12 protein-coding genes, 1 tRNA gene and 1 pseudogene are annotated in these 20245 nt (G+C 72.8%); 6 read left to right on the top strand and 8 right to left on the bottom strand.

Annotation, left to right across the window (positions count from 1 at the left end; genetic code table 11):
• Nucleotides 1–5 precede the first annotated feature (5 nt).
• The 5 genes from ACT01A_RS18285 to tmk all read right to left on the bottom strand — a co-directional run bounded on the left by ACT01A_RS18285 (nt 6) and on the right by tmk (nt 11958).
• A complete protein-coding gene (locus tag ACT01A_RS18285) occupies nt 6–2078 on the bottom strand; it encodes an ELWxxDGT repeat protein (protein ID WP_445148526.1) in 2073 nt (690 codons plus the stop codon).
• Nucleotides 2079–2272: 194 nt separating this feature from the next.
• On the bottom strand, nt 2273–5146 hold the full coding sequence (locus tag ACT01A_RS18290; protein ID WP_445148527.1) for a vitamin B12-dependent ribonucleotide reductase: 2874 nt from the start codon (nt 5144–5146) through the stop codon (nt 2273–2275).
• A 169-nt stretch (nt 5147–5315) separates the two neighbouring features.
• Nucleotides 5316–5942 carry a hypothetical protein gene (locus tag ACT01A_RS18295; RefSeq protein ID WP_445148528.1) on the bottom strand — a complete coding sequence of 209 codons (627 nt, stop codon included), beginning with the start codon at nt 5940–5942 and terminating at the stop codon, nt 5316–5318.
• Nucleotides 5943–5967: 25 nt separating this feature from the next.
• Nucleotides 5968–11322, bottom strand: a complete 5355-nt coding sequence (locus ACT01A_RS18300) for a hypothetical protein (protein ID WP_445148529.1) — start codon at nt 11320–11322, stop codon at nt 5968–5970.
• 54 nt (nt 11323–11376) lie between these two features.
• On the bottom strand, nt 11377–11958 hold the full coding sequence (gene tmk, locus ACT01A_RS18305) for a dTMP kinase (RefSeq protein WP_445148530.1): 582 nt from the start codon (nt 11956–11958) through the stop codon (nt 11377–11379).
• A 31-nt stretch (nt 11959–11989) separates the two neighbouring features.
• On the opposite strand from tmk, the gene ACT01A_RS18310 reads away from it, so the two are divergent.
• Nucleotides 11990–13108 (top strand): DNA polymerase III subunit, encoded by a 1119-nt coding sequence (locus tag ACT01A_RS18310; RefSeq protein ID WP_445148531.1) that lies wholly within the window; start codon nt 11990–11992, stop codon nt 13106–13108.
• 16 nt (nt 13109–13124) lie between these two features.
• On the opposite strand, the gene ACT01A_RS18315 is transcribed toward ACT01A_RS18310, so the two are convergent.
• Both ACT01A_RS18315 and ACT01A_RS18320 read right to left on the bottom strand, forming a co-directional pair.
• Nucleotides 13125–13937, bottom strand: coding sequence for an undecaprenyl-diphosphate phosphatase (locus ACT01A_RS18315; RefSeq protein WP_445148532.1), 813 nt, complete (start codon nt 13935–13937; stop codon nt 13125–13127).
• Nucleotides 13938–13998: 61 nt separating this feature from the next.
• Entirely contained in the window at nt 13999–14871 is an 873-nt protein-coding gene (locus ACT01A_RS18320) for a PHP domain-containing protein (protein ID WP_445148533.1), read from the bottom strand.
• A 27-nt stretch (nt 14872–14898) separates the two neighbouring features.
• Between ACT01A_RS18320 and ACT01A_RS18325 the strand changes: the two genes are divergently transcribed.
• Entirely contained in the window at nt 14899–15357 is a 459-nt protein-coding gene (locus tag ACT01A_RS18325) for a MarR family winged helix-turn-helix transcriptional regulator (protein WP_445148534.1), read from the top strand.
• Nucleotides 15354–16937 (top strand): DHA2 family efflux MFS transporter permease subunit, encoded by a 1584-nt coding sequence (locus tag ACT01A_RS18330; protein WP_445148535.1) that lies wholly within the window; start codon nt 15354–15356, stop codon nt 16935–16937. Before ACT01A_RS18325 ends, ACT01A_RS18330 begins: the two co-directional genes overlap by 4 nt.
• A 77-nt stretch (nt 16938–17014) precedes the next feature.
• On the opposite strand, the pseudogene ACT01A_RS18335 reads toward ACT01A_RS18330, so the two are convergent.
• Nucleotides 17015–18772: pseudogene (locus tag ACT01A_RS18335) on the bottom strand (bifunctional diguanylate cyclase/phosphohydrolase); the annotation flags it as partial.
• A 171-nt stretch (nt 18773–18943) separates the two neighbouring features.
• Here ACT01A_RS18335 and ACT01A_RS18340 point away from each other — a divergent pair.
• The 3 genes from ACT01A_RS18340 to ACT01A_RS18350 all read left to right on the top strand — a co-directional run bounded on the left by ACT01A_RS18340 (nt 18944) and on the right by ACT01A_RS18350 (nt 20245).
• Nucleotides 18944–19016, top strand: a tRNA-Thr gene (locus ACT01A_RS18340).
• A 234-nt stretch (nt 19017–19250) separates the two neighbouring features.
• Nucleotides 19251–19643: a hypothetical protein gene (locus tag ACT01A_RS18345; RefSeq protein ID WP_445148536.1), complete on the top strand. Its 393-nt coding sequence runs from the start codon at nt 19251–19253 to the stop codon at nt 19641–19643.
• On the top strand, nt 19640–20245 hold the full coding sequence (locus ACT01A_RS18350) for an RES domain-containing protein (RefSeq protein WP_445148537.1): 606 nt from the start codon (nt 19640–19642) through the stop codon (nt 20243–20245). The genes ACT01A_RS18345 and ACT01A_RS18350 overlap by 4 nt, the downstream gene beginning before the upstream one ends.

Genomic DNA, 20245 nt, shown 5'->3' on the forward strand with positions numbered 1-20245 from the left:
ACCGGTCACCGCCGGGCGGCTTTGACCTTCGCGGTCGGTCCGAGCTTTACCTTCAGCGGCTTGTAGCCGGCCTTGGTCGCGGTGAGGGTGACGCTGATCCGCTTGCCCTTCAGCGCCCTGGTGAGCTTGATCGAGGCCCTGACCTGCTTCTTGATGGTCTTGCCGTCGGCAGACCAGCGGAACGTGACCTTGACGCCGGTCAGCCTGAACGTCGGCACCTTGACCTTGAGCGTCTTGCCGACGCGTGCGGTCCCGGTCACCTTGCCCTTCGTCTTAACGCTCAGCGTCCGTAGCGCGGGCGACGTCGGGGTCCCGCCCGGCTTCGGCGTGCCGCCGCCGGAGCCCGGGGGCGAGGTGGCGGCGCTGCCCGTGACCGGCGGGCTGTCGGCGCTCACGCTGTTCGGCGGGCCGACGCCGACCGCCGTGACGCGGAACGTGATCTGGGCGCCGACATCCGCCGTGCTGACGCTGTAGGTGGTGCCGTTGGCATTGGGCACGGGCGCCCCGTTGCGCAGCCACTGGTAGGTGAACCGGTTCTCGAGCGTCCAGGCGCCCTTGTCCCCGGTCAGCGTCTTGCCGACGACCGGCGAGCCGGAGATCGACGGCGGCGCGGTGGCCTCTCGGACGACGTCGCCCTCCGCGGTGTCGACGACGTAGAGCTTCACCTGGCCGGTGTTGTTCGTGCTGGGGTCGCGGCCGAAGAAGATGAGCTTGCTGCCCAGCACGGCGAGCGATTGGGTGGACGGGTTGCCGCCGGTCGCGCCCGTCCCGTCGAAGCCGCCAGCGCTCAGCGCGACGGTGCCCGCGGCGCTGCCGTCCGTGCGCCAGAGCGCCTGTCCGAACGGCGTGAAGCCGCCGACGAAGTACCCGCGGTCCCCGAGGACGATGGGGCTGTTCGGCCCGTAACCGTCGCCGGCGACCTCGCCGAGCAGCGAGGTGCCGGCGGCCGTCCCGTCGGACGACGCGTAGATCTCACCGCCGCGGAGGATGCCCACGCCGCCGCGCAGCGCGAAGGGCGCGGGCACCGAGACGCCGCCGACGCCGGGCGTGATGTCCTTCACCACGTGCGTCCCGGCGTCCGTGCCGTCCGTGCGCCAGACCTCGGGGCCTGTGACGGGGTCGTTGGCGGGGACGTAGTACAGGATGTTGCCGTTGGCGACCTGGCCCGGGTCGTTGATACTCGTGCCCGCGCTGCCGGGGACGTGCTCGTGCACGAGATGGGTGTCGGCCTTGTTGCTCGGGTTGGTGACCCACAGCTCTCTGCCGTGCGTGCCGTCGTCGGCCGTGAAGTAGACCCGGTCGTTCGTCGCGACGAAGGCGGACGGCCCGCTGCCGGCGTCCCCCGGGCGGATGTCGGCGACGGTCTCGGTCGTCGAGCCGTCGGTGCGCCACAGCTCGCTGCCCTGGCCTGGGCTGACGTTGGAGTTCGAGCGCGAGTAGTACGTCCACCCGCCCGCCGTGGCCGCGGGTGAGAAGACGTTGTTGGCGTTGATGTCCTCGGCTCCAGCCGAGATCTTCACGAACTCGGTGCTCCCGAGAGGAAGGGCGTAGACCGCGTAGCAGCAGTTCGACGACTCGCCCAGGAGCCGGCTGATGACCACCCGGCCGTTCGGCGCGCCGACGATCGGCCCGACGGCGGGGACGACGACGTTGTTGTCCGCGCGCCGTGCGCCGGCCCGCTGCACGCTCGTCGGCGTGGCCGCGTCCAGGTAGAAGACGGTCTCCGGGCTCTGCGTCGTCGAGTCGTAGGCGTTGAAGAAGAGACGGTCGCCGATCACCGTCAACCGGTGTGGGTTGGAGCTCGCGCTGGGCAGACCGGGGTAGACGTCGCTGACGAGCGCGGTGCCCGCGTTCGTGCCGTCCGTCCGCCACAGCTCGTTGCCGTGCACGCCGTCATCGGCGGCGAAGTACACGAAGCCGCCGAAGGTCGCGATCTCGTTGCCGAACTGGGTCGGGAGATCACGTCCAACCGACGCGAAGACCTGCGTGCCCCGCACGGTCAGACGATCGGCAGCGGCAAAGGCCGGCACGAGCAGCACGACGAACAGGGCGACGGCGAGGGACCGGCTCAGCGACATGTCAGATCTTCCGTGGCAGGGAAAATAGTGACCCTAATGCCGTCGACTTCCAGGGTCGAACGGGCCTCTACGATCGGCGAGGTTGGACGGCGCGAACGCCGTCCCGGAACGACAAAGGGGCGCCCCGGAGGGCGCCCCTTCGAAGAGCTACGGTGCGGGCCGGCACCGGAGCTGATGACCCTTCGAGCGAGGGATCAGCCGCAGCCGGTGTTGTTGCCGCAGGAGGAGCACGTGTAGCACGAGCCCGTCCGCTGCATCATTCCGCCGCAGTTCTGGCAGGCCGGCCCGAGCTCGAGGCCGACGAGGCGCGCCGGGCGGACCGGCGGCGTGTCGGTGAGCGCCGAGGTCGGCGGCTGGGGCCCGGAGGCGGCCTTGATCGGGGGCGCGGGCGCGACCGGGGCGGATGCCGAGGCCGAGCCGTTGCCGTTCGACGGGGCGGCAGCCGGCGGGCCGGCCGTGTCGGCCGAGAAGCCGGCGTCCTCCGCCATCTTCTTGGCGCGGACCGCCTGGGTCATGATCCCGAGCTCCTCCTGGATCTCCGCGTCCAGGAAGCGCGAGGCCAGCCAGCGCATGATGTAGTCGGGCATCGACTTGGCGAACGGGATCTCCGGGTTCTGGGTGATCCCTTCCGGCTCGAAGCGCATGTAGGCGAACTTCGAGACCAGCGTCTCGAGCGGCACGCCGTACTGCAACGCGATCGAGATCGCCGTCGCGAACGAGTTCATCATGCCGCGGAGGGTCGAGCCCTCCTTGCCGACGTCGGTGATGAAGATCTCGCCGACCTGGCCGTCCTCGTACATGCCGGCCGTGATGTAGCCCTCGTGGCCGCCGATGTTGAACTTGTGCGTGATCGACTGGCGCTCACGCGGCATCTTGTTGCGGCGCGGGCCGATCGCCGCCAGCTGCTTAGCGACCTCGTCCTTGACGGCGGCGGCGAACTCCTCGGAGTCGAGCGACGGCACGGCGGCCTCTTCCTTCTGGGCGTCGGTGCGCAGGGCCTGCGCGGTCTTCGACCCGTCACGGTAGATCGCCAGCGCCTTGACGCCAAGGTGCCACGCCTCGGTGTAGGCCTCGGCGATGTCCTCGACCGTCGCCGTGTTGGGCATGTTGACCGTCTTGGAGATCGCGCCCGAGATGAACGGCTGAATCGCGCCCATCATCTTGATGTGGCCCATGTGCGAGATCGCGCGGGAGCCGACGGCCACGTCGAAGACCTCGAGGTGCTCGTCCTTGATGCCCGGCGCCTCGACGATCGTGCCGTACTGGTCGATGTGCGCGACGATCTGGTCGATCTCCGGCTGCGTGTAGCCGAGCGTCTGCAGGGCCAGCGGCACCGTGCCGTTGACGATCGTCATCGAGCCGCCGCCGACCAGCTCCTTGTACTTGACCAGCGAGAAGTCCGGCTCGACGCCGGTCGTGTCGCAGTCCATCAGAAACGAGATCGTGCCGGTGGGCGCGAGCACCGTCGCCTGCGCGTTGCGGTAGCCGTGCGCCTCGCCGACCTCGACCGCCTCGTCCCAGACCTCGCGGGCCGCGGCCAGCAGCGCGTCGTCGCGGCCGACGCCGACCGGCACGTGCGCCGTCGCGTCGCGGTGCATCCGCATGACCTTGTTGTGGGCCTCGCGGTTCTCCGCGTAGCGCTCGTACGGACCGATCGCCGCGGCGACCTTCGCCGACTGCAGGTACGCGCGGCCGGTCATCAGCGCCGTGATCGCAGCGGCGGTCGCGCGACCGGGCTCCGAGTCGTACGGCATGCCGTTGGCCATCAGGTAGGCGCCGAGGTTGGCGTAGCCCATGCCGAGCTGGCGGAACGCGCGAGCGTTGACGCCGATCTCCTCGGTCGGGTACGACGACGGCCCGACGACGATCTCCTGCGCGAGGAAGACGACGTCCACCGCGCGCTCGAACTTCTCGACCTCGAAGGTGCCGTCGGGACGACGGAACTTCATCAGGTTCAGCGACGCCAGGTTGCACGCCGAGTCGTCGACGTGCATGTACTCCGAGCACGGGTTCGACGCGTTGATGCGGCCGGACACCGGGCAGGTGTGCCAGTCGTTGATGATCGTGTCGTACTGCACGCCCGGATCGGCGCAGCGCCAGGCGGCGTCCGCGATCTTCTTCATCACGTCACGCGCGCGAAGCGTCTCGACCGGCTTGCCCGTCGAGCGCGCGATCGTCTGCCAATCGCCGTCGTCCTCGACGGCCTGCATGAACGAGTCCGTGACCCGAACCGAGTTGTTGGCGTTCTGGTACTGGATGGACTTGAAGCCGTCGCCGTCGATGGACATGTCGAAGCCCGCGTTGCGCAGGGCCTCGGCCTTGTCCTCCTCCTTGGCCTTGCACTCGATGAACTCGACGATGTCCGGGTGGTCGACGTCCAAGACCACCATCTTGGCCGCGCGGCGCGTCTTGCCGCCGGACTTGATCGTGCCGGCCCAGGAGTCGGCGCCGCGCATGAAGGAGACCGGACCAGAAGCGGTGCCGCCCTTGCTCAGCGGCTCCATCGACCCACGGATGTTGGACAGGTTGATGCCCGACCCGGAACCGCCGCGGAAGATCCGGCCCTCGCGCGTGTTCCAGTCGAGGATCGAGTCCATCGTGTCCTCGACGGACAGGATGAAGCAGGCCGAGCACTGCGGCTGCTCTTCGAAGCCCACGTTGAACCAGACCGGCGAGTTGAACGCCGCGAGCTGGTGCAGCAAGATGTAGGTCAACTCGTCCTGGAAGGCGTCGCCGTCCTCGGCGGTGGCGAAGTACCCGCGCTGGCGGCCCCAGTCAGCGATCGTGCCGGAGACGCGGCCGATCATCTGCTTGACGGAGCGCTCGCGCGCGGGCGAGTTCATCTGTCCGCGGAAGTACTTCTGCGTGACGATGTTGGTGGAGTTCTGCGACCACGTCTTGGGGAACTCGACGTTCTCCTGGACGAAGGAGCCGACCGCGGCGGTGCGGAGCTCCCACTCGACGGTGTCGAACGGAGCGACGCCTGCGGTCGTGAAGTACCGCTCGATCGTGAGTGCACGACCAGGCGTGATCTCCGGTGCCAGGGTGGTCTGCGGTGCTGTGTCCATGGACCTGTGATTCCTTCCTCGCGGCCGGCCCGCCGCTGCTCGAAAACCTGTGAAGGTGGGTCGAGCAGGGTGGCGCATGGGCCAGACGGAAAAGCGGTCTCGACGAGGGTCGTCCCCGCTATCTGCGCGTTAATTCAGTGTAGGCCGCGGGAAGTGCTTCAACAACTGCTCAACGGCCGAGCCGGAGCCAGTCCTTGAACTCAGCCCATGCGGCCGAGGTGCGCCAGCCTGCTTCCGCGGTGGCGTGGCGCCAGCTCAGCCGCCAGGGCGGCTCGTAGGCCCACCAGCGGGCGGCGGCCCAGGCGAGGGCGGCGGCCAGCAGGACGGCGCCGAGGAGGGCAACCAGGAGGATCGCGGTCTTGTTGGAGCCGTCGTCCGACGGCGGACCGGAATTGGCGCTGGCCGGGGTCGCGGAGGTGGCGGCGGGCGCGGTGGAGGTTGTCGCGGGTGGCGCGGTCGTGGACGGCGCGGCGGTCGACGGCTGCGGTTGGCCGGGCAGCGTGCCGGCCGGGACCGCGGTGGAACCGGACGGCGTGGTGTTGGAGCCGGAGGTGCCGGACGGCTTGGTGACGGAGCCGGTGGTGCCGGACGGCTTGGTGGTGGAGCCGGTGGCGCCAGAGGACGCGGTGCTGGAGCCGGTGGTGCTGGGCGCGGTCGCCGACGCGGGCAGGGAGGACGTGGGGATGCCGGGGATGGAGGGCGTGGCGGCCTGCGTGAGCGTCGCCGACGGCAGCGCGAAGACCGCCGCGGCGAAGGCGGCGGACGCGAGGGCCTGGGTCCGGCGGCGAGTGCGCATCCGGGGCTACAGGCTAGAGAAGCCGCTAACGCAGCACGTCGGTGAGGCCGCCGGTGACGATCGCCACGCCGCAGACGACGGCGATGAAGAGCAAGGTCATCACGATGATCCGCTCGCGCCGGACCTCGGGCGCGAGCAGCGTGCGGTCGTCCTCGTCGTCGAAGTGTTCGAGGGCGGCGAGCGCGGCGGAGGGGTCGGCGGTGGGCGCGTCGTCGAGAGCGCGGGCGGCGGCGCTGGCGTCGGCCTCGGCGCGGCGGGCGGCCTCGGCGTGTTGGTCGACCTCGGCCTGGAGCGCGGCCTCCCGCTCGGCGGCCACCTGGTGGGCGTTCTGCAAGGAATCTTGCAGCGCGGCCTCGCGCTCTTGGGCGTCGGCGAGCGCGGATTGGAGCGCGTCGTGCTGGGCGGTGAGGCGGGTGACGTCGTCACGGGCGGTGACGTCGCCGGCGTCGAGGCGGGCGGCGAGGTCCTGCTCGCGCTCGCGGCCCTCGGCAAGGGCGCCCTGGATCGTGTCGAGCTGTTGTTGAAGATCTTGCTCGCGGTGGGTGGCGGCGAGCAGGTCGGCCTCAAGGGCGGCGAGGCGGACGGCGTCGGCCTCGAGCTCGGCGATGCGGGCGCGGAGGGTGGTGCGTTCGTCGTCGGCGTCGCCGGTGGCGGCGGTGGCGGCAGCGAGGCCCGTCTGCGCGGCGGCCAGCTCGGCTTCGAGCTGCGTGACGCGGTCGGCGTCGGCGCGGGTGGCGACGAGGTCGGCTTCGAGGTCCGTGATGCGGGCGCGGAGGGTGGTGCGTTCGTCGTCGGCGTCGCCGGTGGCGGCAGCGAGGCCGGTCTGCGCGGCGGCGAGCTCGGCTTCGAGCTGCGCGAGGCGGGACTGGAGCGCGGCGCGGTCGTCGTCGTCCGTGGCGCGGGCGGCGGTGAGCTCGGCTTCCAGCTCGGTGACACGGGACTGGAGGGCCGTCTGGTCGAGGAGCTCGGCGTGGGCGGCGTGAAGGCGGCCTTCGGCGGTGCGGGCGCGGTCCTCGGCGGTGGTCTGGGCGGCGAGGATGCGCGCCTCGGTCTCAGCCTCGACCGATGAGAGCTGCTCAGCGTGGGCGGCCTGGGTGGTGGCGAGGTCGCGCTCGGCGGCGGTGAGGCGATCGGCGAGGGAGAGGCGCTCGCGTTCGAGCTCGACCTCGGCGGCGGCGATGCGGCGGTCGGCCTCGCCTTGAGCGGCGGTGAGCTGGTCGGCGAGCTCCGCACGCTCGCGATCGTGGTCGGCCTGGAGGGCGGCGAGCCGGTCCTTCGCGTCGGCCAACGCCGCGGCGACGCGGTCCTCGACCTCCTGCTCGGCGGCGGCGAGGCGCTCGCGGAGCGTGACGAGTTCGGCGTCGTGCTCGGCCTGGAGCGCGGCGAAGCGCGCGGTGGTGTCGTCCCCGGCTGCGGTGAGGCGCTCGCGGAGGGTGGCCTGCGCGGCGTCGTGCTCGGCCTGGAGCGCGGCGAGACGCGCGACGGTGTCGTCTTCGCCGGCGGCGAGGCGGTCGCGAAGCGCGGCGCGCTCGCGATCGTGGTCGGCTTGAAGGGCGCTGAGGCGTGCGGTGGTGTCATCCCCGGCCGCGGTGAGTCGCTCGCGGAGGGTGGCCTGCTCGGCGTCGTGCTCGGCTTGGAGGGCGGCGATGCGGCGGTCGGCCTCGCCTTCGGCGGCGGTGAGCTGGTCGGCGAGCTCGGCGCGCTCGCGATCGTGCTCGGCCTGGAGGGCGGTAAGGCGTGAAGCGGCCTCCGCCTCAACGGCGGCGAGGCGCGTGGTCGTGTCCTCCTCGGCGGCGGTGAGGCGCTCGCGAAGGGTGGCCTGTTCAGCGTCGTGCTCGGCCTGAAGGGCGTCCAGGCGCGCGGCGGCCTCCGATGTGGCGGCGGCGAGGGCGGCTGCGTGGGTCTCGTCGGCGGCGGCGAGGCGCGAAGCGGTTTCCGCCTCCGCGGCGGTGAGGCGCTCGCGGAGCGTGGACAGCTCGTCTTCGTGCTCGGCCTGGGCGGCGGCGAGGCGCTCGGTCGTCCCCGCTTCGGCTGCTGCGAGGTGCGCTGCGGCCTCGGCGAGCGCCGCCTCGTGCTGCGCGCGCTCGCGGGTGATCGCGTCCTGCGTCGCGGCGAGACGGGACTCGGCGTCGGCGCGGGCCTCGGCGCGGGCGGTGTCGAGCTCGGTGGCGTGGCGGGCACGCTCGGACTCGATGGCGTCGTGGGTCGCGGCCAGGCGGGACTCGGCATCGGCGAGCCGGCGCGAGAGCTCGTCGGCGGTCTGGGCGTGGTCGGCCTCTAGCGCCGCGAGGCGCGACTCGGCCTCGTCGTGGACGCGGTCCAGCGCGGCGGCGGCCTCGGTGCGGGCGGTGGCGAGGCGATCCTCGAGCTCGACGCGCGCCTCCTCCCGCGCACGCGCGATCTCGCGGCCGGCGGCCTCGGCCTCGGCGGTCGCCTCGTCGCGGGCGATGCGCGCCGCCGTCTCGGCTTCCTCGATGCGCTCGCGGGCCTGGGCGCGCACCGCCTCCAGCTCGTCGCGGACCTCGGACGCCGCGTCGGCGCGGGCACGCTCCAGCGCCGAGCGGGCCGCGGTGACCTGCTCGTCAGCGTGGCGACGCGCCGCGGCCGAGGCGCGCTCGGCCTCGGTCGCACGCTCGTCGGCCGCGGCCTCGACTGCCGCCACGCGCTCGTCGACCGCTGCCCGCGCGGCCTCCACCTCGGCGGCCGCGCGCGCCTGCGCCTCCGCGACACCCTCCGAGGCGCGCGCCTCCGCCGCCGCCACGCGCTCCGCGGCATCCGAGGACGCCGCCGCCATCCGCTCTGCCGCCTCGGCCTCCAGCGCGCTGATCCGGCCTGCGACGCTCGCCTCTGCTGCGTCCGCTCGCTCGCGCGCGTCCGCGACCGCCGCGCGCAGCGCCCGGCGCTCCTGCTCGGCCTCCTCGTGCGCCGCAGCCAAAGCGCGCGCGCTCTCTGCGCGCACCTCCTCAACGGCGGCCTCCAGCTCCTCGATCCGCTCCCGCGCGCCGGCGCGCAGGTCGGCCTCCACGACCGCGGCGGCGGCCGCAGCCGCTTCCAGCGCCTCGCGCCCGGAGCGCTCCGCCGCCGCCACGCGGGCATCGGCCTCGTCCTGCGCCGACGCCACCCGCGCGTCCACCTCGGCGCGCGCCGACTCCAGCTCGGCTCGCGCTGCGTTGACGTCCTCGCGCGCCTCGCCCAGCTCGGCCTGTAGTTCCTCGACGACCTCGGTCGCCGTCGCCTCCGCGTCCTCCAGGCGCTTGCGCAACGCGGTGGCCTCGGCGACCGCCGCCGCATCGGCCTGCTCCAGCTGCGCCCGCAGCGCCGCCAGCTCCGCCGACCCCGCGGCGCGCGCCTCGTCGAGCTGCGCGCGTAGGCCTTCAACTTCCGAAGCGGCCGCCGCCCGCGCCTCGTCGGCCTCCGCACGAAGAACATCAACTTCAGAAGCGGCGGCCGCGCGAGCGTCGGCCAACGCGCGCTCGACCTCCGCGACCCGCGCCGACGCCGCCCGCTCGGCCTCGACCAGCCGCTCCCGCAGCCCGGCCGCCTCGCTCTCACCTTCGGCCTCGACGACCGCCAGCCGCTCGCGCAGGACCTCGACCTCGGAGGCCGCCGCCCGCTCCGCCGCGGTCACCCGCGCGCGCCACGACTCGGCCTCGTCGCTGGCCGCCCGCTCGGCCTCCTGGAGCCGCTCGCGCAGCGCCGCCGCTTCAGCCGCCGTGCGGCCCGCGCGCTGCTCGGCGTCGGCCAGCCAACGGCGCAGGTCGTCCGCGTCGGCGCGCAGCGCCTGCTCGGCGCCCTCGGCGTCCGCGCGCGCCTCATCCAGCGATGCCCGCGCCGCGTCACGCGCCGCGCCGAGCTCGTCCAGGCGCGCGCGCAGCTCCTCGTTCTCGGCCTCTCGCGTCGCGCGCTCGGTCGCAAGACCATCAACCTGCTCGCGCAGCGCGTCCGCCTCGTCGGCGTGCGCCCGCGCCTCGGCGAGCTCCGCCTCCAGCCGCGCGAGTCCCGCGGTCGCCTGCTCAGCCAGCGCCGCGCGCTCGCTGGCGGCGGCCGCCTGCGCCCGGACCTCCTCCAGCTCCTGCGCGGCTGCCTCCGCCCGCGCCTCGGCCTCGCGCCGCGCGGCGCCATCGGCCTCGACCCGCCGTCGCGTCTCGCGCAGCTCGGAGGACAGCAGCGCCGCTCGCGTCGCCGCCTCGTCCGCGGTCTCCCGCGCGGCCCGCTGCGCCTCGGCCTCCGCCTCCCGCCGCGCGGCACGCTCCTCGCGGACGCGATCGGTCAGCTCGTCGGCACGCCGCGCCGCGGCCTCGGCCCGGCGCGCCAGCGCCTCCGTCTCGGCGAGCTTCTGCTCCAGCCCCTGGATCCGCTGCTCGGCCTGCTCGGCGCGCCGCTGCGCCGCGCCCGCCGCCAGCGCCGCGTTTGACCGCTCGTCGTCGAGCGTCTCGACCCGCTCGCGCAAGGACGACAACTCGGACGCGCGCGCCTCGGCGACGCGCCGCGCCTCGTCGACCGCCACCAGCCGCGCTTCCGCGGCCCGCGCCGCGCGCGATGCCCGCTCGCTCTCCTCGCGCGCGACCGCGATGTCGCGCTCGCGCTCCTCCAGCGCCCGTCGCGCCTCGTGGGCGACCTCGACGGCTTGGCGCGCCTGGTCGGCCGCGCGTGTCGCGCGTTCGCGGTCCTCCCGCGCGCGGTCCTCCTCGGCCGACGCGCGCTCAGAGGCGCGCACCCGCTCCCCGGTCAGCGCGTCGACCGCGCCGGCGCGCGCCGCTTCGGCCCGCAACGCGATATCGGTCGCCCGCTGTGCCTCGGCCGCCGCCTGTTGGGCGAGCGCATGCGCCTCGGCGGCGCGGCGCTCGGCGGACTCGCGGGCGGCGCGCTCGTCGGCCAGTCGCGCGTGCAGCGCCGAGACGTCGGAGGCCGATTCCAGCGCGCCGACGTCGAGCTCCGACGGCGGGGGCTCGGGACGACGGCGCCCGACGGTCCGGCGCCGCGGCTCGGGAGCGGGCGGAGCGGGCGCGACCGCGGGCTCCGGAGGCGCCACCACCGGCACGACGCGCCCGCCGCGACCCGTCGGCCGCGGCAGGTCCGTGATCGCCCCGCCGCGCCCGGCCTGCAGAGCGAACGCGACCCGCGCGCTGTTGATGACGTCGGCCGGGGCGCTGAACGCCGCGCGCCACGTCGGGCCGTCGGGCGCCGCCAGCGGCGCGCTCTCCTCCGGCCCCGGCAATGGCGTCAGGCGGTGGGTGCGGCGCCCGTCGTCCAGCAGCAGCAGCGGTGCCGCGAGCCGCTCGCGCGTCTCCCCGTACCAGCGCCCGGCGATCCGCAGCAGGACCGTGCCGGCACCGGCAGGGACCTGCTCGAAGGACTGAACCTCGAAGCGCGGAGTCATAAAGGGCGCGAAGCCCACCCGGCGTCGCGCTGCCGATCGTAGCCGGAAGCCCGGCTATTGCAGGTGCTTCAGCGCCTCGGCCAAGACATCCGCGGGCGCTTGCGTCCCATCAAGCACCACATATCGGTCTGTCGCCGCCTCCGCGAGCTGATCATAGGCCTCGACAACGCGCGCGAAGAACGCCTCACCCGCGGACTCCAGGCGGTCGCGCTCGCCGGCCAGCCGCGCCGCACCGACCGCGGGCGGGACGCGCAGGTAGAAGGTCAGGTCAGCGGTCAGGCCGCCGGTCGCAAAGGCGTTGAGCGCCGCGATCTCGCCGACCCCCAGCCCGCGCCCCGCGCCCTGGTAGGCCAGCGAGGAGTCGACGTAGCGATCCAGGATCACGGTGGCGCCGGCGTCGAGCAGCGGCGTCAGCTTCTCGCGCACCAGCTGCGCCCGCGCGGCCGCGAACAACAGCGCCTCGGCGCGCGGGTCCACGCTCAACGACGGATCGGCCACCAGCGCCCGGATCTTCTCCGACAGCACCGCGCCGCCGGGCTCGCGCAACACCACCAACTCGGGCAGTGCCGCCGCCAGGCCGGCCGCGAGCGTCGTCTTGCCCGCGCCGTCGATCCCCTCGACCGCGATCAGCGTCATCAGCGCGTGACAGTACCCTGACGGCGCCGCCATGCTCGACGTCGTCGACCGCCACCCGCACGCCCGTGCCGTCCTCGCTGCGGCGATCCCGCCCGAGGGCCACCCGTCGCACGCCTACCTCTTCCACGGCCCGGCCGGGGCGGGCAAGCGCGAGGCCGCTCGCGCGTTCGCCGCCGAGCTGCTCGCCGAGGGGGCGACCGATCCGGCCAACGCGCGCCGTCGCACGCTCGAAGGCGTCCATCCGGATCTCACCTGGGTCACGCCGTCAGGCGCCGCCGAGATGCTCGTCGGCGACATCGAGGAGCCGGTGATCGGCGCCGCGTCGCGGACGCCGTTCGAAGCCCGCCGCCGCGTCTTCGTCATCGAGGGCGCCGACACGATGAACGACCAGGCGGCCAACAAGATGCTCAAGACGCTCGAGGAGCCGCCGCCGTTCGCGCACCTCGTGCTGCTCACCGACAAGCCCGGCAACATCCTCCCGACGATCGCCTCACGCTGCCAAGGCGTGCGCTTCGAGGCCGCCACACCGGACGAGCTGTCCCAGCGCCTACAGACCAAGCACGGCGTCCCGCCGCTGACCGCCGATGCCTGCGCGCGCCTCGCGCTCGGCGACGCCACCCGTGCGCTGGCGCTGGCGCTGGCCGAGGGCCCGGCGATGCGCGACGCCGCCGAGCGGTTCGCCCGCGCGGCGCTGCACGGCACCGTCGGCGCCGACCGCCCGCACACGCGGATCCTCGACCTCGCGCGCGCCCGCGGAGACGTCGCGGCGACCGTGGTGGCCGAGCAGGTGGCGCAAGACGCCGAGGTGCTCCCCGACCGCGAGGCCAAGCGCGCCAAGCGCGAGGGCGAGACGCTCGGCAAGCGCGCCCACCGCCGCGCGCACGCCGCGACGATCGACCACGCGTTGCAGCTGATCGGCCTCTACTTGCGCGACGTCGCGGTCGTCAAGGACGGCGCGCCCGAGCTGATCCACCACACCGATCGCGCCCAGCAGGTCGAGAAGGACGCCGAGACGTCGACCGCGTCCTCGCACCGTCTGCGCGACGCGATCGAGCTGGCCGAGGAGGCGCGCACGATGCAGATTCTCAACCCGTCCGAAGAGCTGGCCCTGGAGGCGCTGGCCTCCAAGACGCAGCGCGCGCTGTCCTAGTCCTACAGGACTAGGACTACAGGACGCCCGCGCCGACCAGCGAGAGCACCACGACGCCGAGCACGACGCGGTAGACGACGAAGATCGTCACCGGGTGCTTGGTCAGGTACTTCAACAACCACGCGATCGACGCGTAGCCGACGATGAACGCGAAGATGGTGGCGATGATCGTCGGGACCGCGCCCGCGCCGCCGCCGGAGCCGACGTCCTTGAGCTCGAAGAGCCCGGACAGCACGACCGCCGGGACGCTCAGCAGGAACGAGTAACGCGCGGCCGCCTCGCGGGTGAGCCCGAGCAGCAGGCCGGCGGTGATCGTCGAGCCCGAGCGCGACACGCCCGGCACCAGCGCGCAGGCCTGCGCGACGCCGATCAAGATCCCGTCCTTCAGCGTCAGCGACTCGACCTCGCGCTCCTTGCGCCCGACCTTCTCGGCGAGCTCCAGCAGCAGGCCGAGCACGATCAGCGCGATGCCAATCAGCACGAGCTGGCGCGCGTCGGTCTCGATCTTGTCCTTGAACGCCAGGCCGAGGATCGAGATCGGGACCGTGCCGACGATCAGGTACCAGCCGAGGCGGGCGTCGAGCGTGCCGCGGACCGACGGGTCACGCAGCGACTTCAGCCACGCTCGCGCGATGTTCCACAGATCCTTGCGGAAGTACAGGAGGACCGCCGCCATCGTGCCGAGCTGGACGACCGCGGTGAACGCGGTGCCCGGGTCCTCCCAGCCGAAGAACGCCGGAACGAGGCGCAGGTGCGCGGTGGAGGAGATCGGCAGGAACTCGGTGAGCCCCTGAACGATGCCCAGGATGATGGCCTGGAGTGCGTCCATGTGGTCGGCCGGGCAGGCTAGTGGACCGGTAGGCCCGATCGCAGTGCGCCGCGACGATCGTTCAGGTTGCGGTCAGCCGGCCGAGGTCGGGCGTGAGGCCGTGGAGGCCGAAGGCGCGGAAGCGGTCGAAGCGCGGATGGTCGGGCCCGTGGAAGTCGGCGCTGCCGGTGGTGAGGAGGCCGTGGTGGTGCGCCGTGGCGTAGGCGGTGTGGGTTTGCTCGCGCGTGTGGGTGACGTAAAAGGCCTCGACGCCGTCGAGCCCGTATTGGGTCGCGAAGCGGTCGATCGTGGCGACGACCTCGGCCGGGTCCTCGACGTCCCAGAACGGGTGGGCCCAGACGGCGAGGCCGCCGGCGGCGTGGATCGTGGCGATGGCCTCGGCGACGGTCGGCGTGGTGCGCCGGCGGTAGGCGGGGGCGCCGGGGATCAGGTAGGCCTCGAGCAGCTTGCCGAAGTCGGCGAGGCCTTCAGCTTGGACGCGCGCGGCGTTGTCGGGGTGGTTGAACGCGGCCTGCGCGAGGTGCGGGCGGCCGATCGGCTTGCCCTGTGCGCGGCGGGCGTCCAGCTCGGTGCGGTCGAGCGTCCAGCCGAGCTCCTCCAGCGCTGTGGCCATGCGGTCCGCGCGGACGGCGCGGTCGCCGCGGAACGCTTCGAGCTTGGCGAGCAGGCGCGGGTCGGTGTGGTCGATCCCATAGCCGAGGATGTGCAGGTCCTCGTGGTCGCCGTCGATCGACGACAGCTCGGCGGCGGGGATGACTTCGATGCCGCCGATCTCGCGCGCGGCGTCCAGGGCCTCGGCGACGCCGTCGACCGTGTCGTGGTCGGTCAGCGCGAGCAGCTCGACGCCGGCCGCGGCGGCGCGGGCGACGACCTCGCGCGGCGGGAGGGTGCCGTCGGAGTAGGTCGAGTGCGACTGGAGGTCGAAGGTCGGCATCGCCGTGTTTGTTAGCATGCTAATGAAATGTCCAGCGTTGCTGTAGAAACTGATCCGGAGCTGGAGGCCTTCGCCGCCGCGTTCGACGCGTTCGCGCGCGCCGCTAAGCGAGCCCGTGTGCGCGTCGATCCGGAAGCCATCTTGACGCCATCCCAGCACGACCTCATCGGCCCGCTGGTCGATGGGCCGCTCGGGCTGCGCGAGCTGGCGCGGACCGCCGGCGTCAGCGCGCCGACCGCGACCCGGATGGTCGATGGCCTGAGCGAACGCGGCCTGGTCACGCGCGAGCCCGACGCGGGCGACCGGCGCGCGGTGCAGATCGCGCTGACGACGTCCGGGCGCGCGGCGGTCCGGGTCTATGGCGAGCGCCGGCTGGCGCGCCGTCGCGCGCTCTACGAGCAGCTCTCGGCGTCCGAGCGTCGCGCCGCGGCCGCGGTTCTGGCGCGCCTGGCCGAGGCCTACGAATCACTGGAGGGATCCGCATGAGCGACGCCGCCCCGAAGGAGAAGGGCCTGCCCAAGGACGTCCGGCCGATCGCGATCGTCGTCGTGATCGGCGCGATCATGTCGATCCTCGACGCGACGATCGTCAACGTCGCGCTCCAGACGCTGCGCAGCGACCTCGACGTCTCGCTGGCGACGATCCAGTGGGTCTCGACGGGCTACCTGTTGGCTTTGGCCGCGGTGATCCCGCTGACCGGCTGGATGGCCGAGCGCTTCGGGCCGCGCCGCGTCTGGATGGGCGCGGTCACCGCGTTCGTGGCGACGAGCGCGCTGTGCGGCGCGGCGTGGTCGGCCGACGCGCTGATCGCGTTCCGCGTCCTGCAAGGGCTGGCCGGCGGGATGATCATGCCGATCGGGATGATCACGCTCGCGCAGGCCGCGGGGCCCAAGCGGATGGGGCGCGTGATGAGCGTCGTCGGCGTCCCGATGCTGATGGGACCGGTGATCGGCCCGGTGATCGGCGGCCTGTTGATCGACAACTTGTCGTGGCGGTGGATCTTCTTCGTCAACGTGCCGATTGGCGCGGTTGGTCTGGCGTTGGCCTACAGGTTGCTGCCCGCGGGGCGTGCGGCCGGGCGGGCGAGCGAGGCCGGCCACGCGACGCCGCCGCTGGACAAGGTCGGGCTGGCGTTGCTTCCTGTAGGAGTTGCCTCGGTGGTCTTCGGGCTCAGCGAGGTGGGGACGCATCGGACGCTCTTCACGCCGTCGGCGTGGCTGCCTGTTGTCGTAGGCATGGTCTTGGTCACCGCGTTCGTCGTGCGCGCGTTGCGGATCGAGCATCCGCTGGTGCAGGTCCGGCTGTTCGGCGGGCGCGGCTTCAGCGCTGCGGCGGCGACGACGTTCCTGATCGGCGGCGCGTTGTTCGGGTCGATGATCCTGCTGCCGTTGTACTACCAGGTGGTCCGCGGGCAGTCGCCGCTGCACGCGGGGCTGTTGATGGCGCCCCAGGGCGTTGGCACGGCGATCGGGATGTTCGTGTCCGGGCGGTTGGCGGACCGCATCGGGCCGGGGCGGATCGTGCCGGTCGGGCTGCTGATCCTGGCGGCAGGGACCATCCCCTATGCCTTCATCGGCGGCGACACGTCCTACGGGATCTTGATGGGGGCCTTGGTCGTGCGCGGCCTTGGCCTGGGCGCGACGATGATGCCCGCGATGGCCGCGGCCTACGCGACGCTCGACAGCGCTGCCGAGGTTCCGCGGGCGACGCCGATGTTGAACGTGTTGCAGCGCGTGGGCGGGTCGCTGGGCGTGGCGGTCCTGACGGTCGTGCTGGAGAACGCGTTGCAGTCGAAGGTTGGCGCGGTGACGGGCGGGGCGGCCGGCGGCGGGGCGGATGGCGCCGTCGGCGGGACGCTGCCCAGCGCGGTGCGCGAGCGGCTCGCCGAGCCGCTGGGCGCGGCGTTCGCCAACGCCTACACGTGGTCGCTGGTGGGGATCGTCCTGGCGCTGGTGCCGGCGCTGCTGCTGATGCGCGAGGAGCGCCGGGCGCGGCTGGAGGCGGCCGCCGCGGCCGCCGCCGCTGAGCCCTCAGCGCCGCGGGCCGAGACGCCTGTGGCTGCCTGAGCGACCGCGTCGACGACCCACGGGTCGAACTGCGTGCCGGCGCAGCGGCGCAGCTCAGCGAGCGCGACGTCGCGCGGGCGTGCGCGGCGGTACGGACGGTCGGACGTCATCGCGTGCAGGGCGTCGCAGACCGCGACGATCCGGGAGGGCAGGGGAATGGCATTGCCTTGCAGGCCGTCGGGGTAGCCGGCGCCGTCGTAGCGCTCGTGGACCGCGCGCACGAGCGGGGCGACGTCGCTGAGCAGCGGGATGCGCCGCAGCAGCGCGTCGCCGATCGCGGAGTGCTCCTTGATCTCCTCGAACTCCGACGGCGTGAGTCGGCCGGGCTTGGTGAGGATCTCGGAGCGAACGCCGATCTTGCCGATGTCGTGCAGCATCGCGCAGTAGCGCAGGGGGCGCAGCTGCGCTTCGGTCAGGCCGAGGCGGCGGCCCGCGACGAGGGCGAGGTCGGCGACCTCGTCGGCGTGGTCGGCGGTGTAGGCGTCCTTGGTCTCCAGGACGTCGGCGAGGATTCCGAGCGTCGTGGCGAAGGAGGTCTCGAGCTCGCTGGTCAGCCGCGCGCGGTGCAGGGCGGCGCCGACCTGCGCGGCGACCGCGTCGGCCAGCAGCAGGTCGTCGTCGCCGAAGGCGTGGGTGGCGAGCTGCTCGAGGTTGAGGACGCCCCAGATCGCGTTGTCCACGATGATCGGCAGCGACAGCTCGGAGCCGGGATCGCTGCGCGGGTCGCGTCGCAGGTAGTCGGGATCGAGGGTGGTGTCCGGGATGACCGCGGGCTGGCCGGTGCGCGCGACGCGCCCGTTGACCCCTTCTTGTACGGGTTGCTCATGGGCGAGGAAGTCGTCGGACTGCGCCAGCGGCCCCGCGGCGGCGACGACGCGCAGGATGCGGTCGGCGTCCAGGCGCTGGATGACCGCGAGGAAGAAGCCGAAAGCGGAGTGCAGCTCGTCGACGGCGGTCTGGGCGATGGCGTGAGGGTCGTCGAGGGGCGCGAGCTTGGTCGCCAGGCGGGCGGCCACGGCCAGGCGCGAGCGCTCGTGTGAGCCGCCGGCGCTCGTCGCGGTCTTCTCGCGATCCTTGTTGAGGTACATGCCTTGGTCGGCGCGGCTCAGCAGCGCGTCGCGCGTCGTCCCGTCGTGCGGGGCGGTGGCGACGCCGAAGGAGACTCCCGGCCGGTGGGCAACGCGCTCGATCGCGTCGGCGGCGCGGCGAGCAATGCGCGACGCCGCGTCCCGGTCGGCGTCGGGGAGGACCAGCGCGAACTCGTCGCCGCCGATCCGAAACGCCGCGTCGGTGGCCCGGCAGGCGGCGGCCACGGCGCCGGCCGCGGCGCGCAGCGTGCGATCCCCGGCCGCGTGTCCGCCCTCGTCGTTGACGGCCTTGAAGCGATCGAGGTCGAAGATGACGACCGAGAGCACGTCGCCTTCGTCGCCGTCTCGCAGTCGTGCCTCCACCGCCTCGTGGAACTCACGGTGGTTGAGCAGGCCCGTGAGCGGGTCGCGGCGGGCGCGCGCGTCGTGCTCGGCGAGCGTGAAGAGGTTGTCCAGTGCGAGCGCGGCGTGTTCTGCCAGCGTTCGCAGATGTGCTCGTTGACGGCGTCGCTGCGGCGGGACCGGCCGCGCGGTCTGCAAGTGCCCGATCGTCCGCCCTCGTGCGACCAGCGGGAAGACCGATCCGGCGCCATCCGGCCCCGTGCCGAGCTTCAGCTTCGGCGCCAGCCCCGGGAACAGCGCCTGCGCGGCCCTCTGGGTGACCGACGCGCACTCCTCCACGCTGCGGGCAGCCGCAATCTCCGCGAGTGCGGCAACCAGACGCGGCGAAGCACCCCTGAACGGCATACGACCCAGAGGTCGGCTAGCCGACCGCCTTCCTGTTGGTCCCCCCGGTCCAAACCGCCCTCGCCCTCTGGTCCAGCCCCTCCGCGTCCTCCTCCGAACGCCATTTGGCACCCCCTCCTCCACCAAAACCCCCACCGACCCCCTTCCCTCGCTAGCATCCACCCCGCCCTTGCCGACGTAGCTCAGCTGGTAGAGCACTTCACTCGTAATGAAGGGGTCCCGGGTTCGAGTCCCGGCGTCGGCTCTGGTATCGGAAGGCCCGCAACTGCGGGCCTTCCGCGCGTCCGGGGACGGTGCGGTATGTGGACCCTCCGGTCGAAGTGCGGGCGTTTCCTGGGCATGAAGACCGCTCGCGCCCGCGATTCGGCAAGGAGACCGCGATCGGCGCCGTTCGCCGCAACCAGGCGAAATATCGAGCGGGATTTGACTGGGATTGCGGGTGTGATTGACATGTCGTAGCCTGTGGCGTAACACGCTCATGACCGTCACCGACCACGCTCGTCCCGATCTCGAAGCCCACGCGCACGCGATGCGCGCGGGGTTTGCGCAGGTCGCTGCCGAGTTGCGTGAGCTGCTCGGCGCGAAGCTCGTGGCGTATCTCGGCGGCGTTGGCGAGACGCGGGCAGTCCATCAGTGGGTCGACGGTGATCGCACGCCCAGCGACGAGGTCCAGCAGCGACTGCGGTTCGCGCTGCGCATCGCGCTTCCGATCGTGAACGCGGACTCGCCGGCGATCGCGCAGGCGTGGTTCCAAGGGCTGAACCCGCAGCTCGATGACCGGGCGCCCGCTCGCCTTCTCCGCGATGGCGACCTCGATGAGGTCGGCCCCGCGATCGTGGCGGCTGAGCGCGCCTTCCTTATCGGAGGGTGAGTCCCGTTCTGCACGCGGTCGCGCCTGACAGCGCGCTGTTCCGCGTTGGCCGGAGTCCTGATGCCTGGGCGCTCGCGCCTTGGGTGTACGCGGGGCCGGACGGCACGTTCGGCAATCGCTACGACGACCCCGACGGCGAGTACCGCGTGCTCTATGCCGCAGGTCAGCGACGGGGAGCGTTCCTGGAGACGCTGTCCCGATTCCGCGTTGACGTACAACTCCTCGCCGAGCTGGATGCGATCGAGGGCGACGAGCAGGACGATGCGTTTCCGACGGTGCGTGGGGGCGTCGTGCCGTCCGAATGGCTCGCGACGCGACGGATCGGCGCTGCGACGGCAGCGAGCTTGTGGTTCGTAGACGTCGCGCACTCCGAGTCGCTGGCACACCTTCGTGAGCGACTGGCCTCGCGGCTAGTCCATTACGGCCTTGACGATCTAGACGCCGGCGACCTTCGTCGCCGCGCACCCCGCGCGCTCACCCAGGAAATCTCGCGCTACGTGTTCGAGCACGGATCCGCTCCCAGCGGCGAGCCAGCCGCCGGCATCGCCTATCGCTCGCGTCTCGGCGACGAGCTGGGCCGTCTTCGAAGGTCACCAACTTGA

Source organism: Baekduia sp. Peel2402 (assembly GCF_052567285.1).

What these genes read in the sequence shown, in the direction of transcription:
- ACT01A_RS18285 (WP_445148526.1), bottom strand. Translation starts at nt 2,078, where the DNA reads ATGTCGCTGAGCCGGTCCCTCGCCGTCGCCCTGTTCGTCGTGCTGCTC.
- ACT01A_RS18290 (WP_445148527.1), bottom strand. Translation starts at nt 5,146, where the DNA reads ATGGACACAGCACCGCAGACCACCCTGGCACCGGAGATCACGCCTGGT.
- ACT01A_RS18295 (WP_445148528.1), bottom strand. Translation starts at nt 5,942, where the DNA reads ATGCGCACTCGCCGCCGGACCCAGGCCCTCGCGTCCGCCGCCTTCGCC.
- ACT01A_RS18300 (WP_445148529.1), bottom strand. Translation starts at nt 11,322, where the DNA reads ATGACTCCGCGCTTCGAGGTTCAGTCCTTCGAGCAGGTCCCTGCCGGT.
- tmk (WP_445148530.1), bottom strand. Translation starts at nt 11,958, where the DNA reads ATGACGCTGATCGCGGTCGAGGGGATCGACGGCGCGGGCAAGACGACG.
- ACT01A_RS18310 (WP_445148531.1), top strand. Translation starts at nt 11,990, where the DNA reads ATGCTCGACGTCGTCGACCGCCACCCGCACGCCCGTGCCGTCCTCGCT.
- ACT01A_RS18315 (WP_445148532.1), bottom strand. Translation starts at nt 13,937, where the DNA reads ATGGACGCACTCCAGGCCATCATCCTGGGCATCGTTCAGGGGCTCACC.
- ACT01A_RS18320 (WP_445148533.1), bottom strand. Translation starts at nt 14,871, where the DNA reads ATGCCGACCTTCGACCTCCAGTCGCACTCGACCTACTCCGACGGCACC.
- ACT01A_RS18325 (WP_445148534.1), top strand. Translation starts at nt 14,899, where the DNA reads ATGTCCAGCGTTGCTGTAGAAACTGATCCGGAGCTGGAGGCCTTCGCC.
- ACT01A_RS18330 (WP_445148535.1), top strand. Translation starts at nt 15,354, where the DNA reads ATGAGCGACGCCGCCCCGAAGGAGAAGGGCCTGCCCAAGGACGTCCGG.
- ACT01A_RS18345 (WP_445148536.1), top strand. Translation starts at nt 19,251, where the DNA reads ATGACCGTCACCGACCACGCTCGTCCCGATCTCGAAGCCCACGCGCAC.